The sequence below is a fragment of the Embleya sp. NPDC020630 genome (assembly GCF_044334985.1).
GTDB lineage: Bacteria > Actinomycetota > Actinomycetes > Streptomycetales > Streptomycetaceae > Embleya.
In genome coordinates this window covers 1-1004 of the sequence record NZ_JBIRUB010000063.1, presented here as the reverse complement: position 1 = coordinate 1004, position 1004 = coordinate 1, and the positions used below count along the sequence as shown (strand labels likewise).

The following is a 1004-nucleotide window of genomic DNA, read 5'->3' as shown; positions in this document are numbered from 1 at the left end:
ACTAGGACCTGTCCGGTCGATCATGTGACTACTTCGCCTCCGGGTCGTTGATATGGATATGGGGCGGGGCGATCTGACCGATGCGGAATGGGAGCGGTTGCGGCCGTTCCTGCCGGTGAGCAACAGGCGTTGTGGCAGGTGGCGGGATCACCGGCAGGTGATCGACGGGATCCTGCACCGGGTGCGGACCGGGGTTCAATGGCGTGACCTGCCCGAACGGTTCGGGCCCTGGAAAACCGTCTACGAACGCCATCGCCTGTGGTCGGCCGACGGCACCTGGGAACGCCTGCTCCGGCAGGTCCAGGCCGAAGCCGACGCCGCCGGCGGGATCGACTGGGACATCTCGGTCGACTCCACCATCGTGCGAGCGCATCAGCATGCAGCGGGCGCCCGCACCGATCCGCCGCCCGTCCCAAAGGGGGACACGGCGGTGGAACACCAGGACGAGACACCCTGGCAGAGTCTCGTCGCCCGCCTGGCGGAGGTGGTCTCGGAGGCGAGGGCCTGGGCCGCTCGCGCGGCGGGTTCACCACGAAGCTCCACCTGAGCGCGGACGGCCGCTGCCGCCCGCTGTCCCTGGTCGTCACGCCGGGACAGCGGGCGGATTGCACGCAACTCGGGCCCGTGCTGGAGAAGATCCGCGTTCCGCGGATCGGACCGGGCAGGCCGCGCGTCAGACCCGACAGCCTCGCCGCGGACAAGGCCTACAGCAACGGCCCCTGCCGCAGATATCTCCGGCGACGCGGCATCCGGCACACCATCCCGGAGAAGACCGACAGCCGGGCCGCGAGACTGCGCAAGGGCTCACGCGGCGGACGACCACCCGGCTTCGACGAGGACCGCTACAGGAAACGCAACACCATCGAACGGGCAATCAACCGACTCAAACAGCACCGAGCCGTGGCCACCAGATATGACAAACGCGGCTACGTCTACCTCGGCACCGCCACCGCGGCAGCACTCACCATCTGGCTCCGAACATGATCGGCCGGACAAGTCCTAGT

The 1004-nt window shown here is 68.3% G+C and carries 1 pseudogene; it reads left to right on the top strand.

From position 1 onward, the window contains the following. Positions 1-58 precede the first annotated feature (58 nt). Positions 59-984 (top strand): annotated as a pseudogene (locus ACH4XV_RS48480) (IS5 family transposase). Positions 985-1004 lie beyond the last annotated feature (20 nt).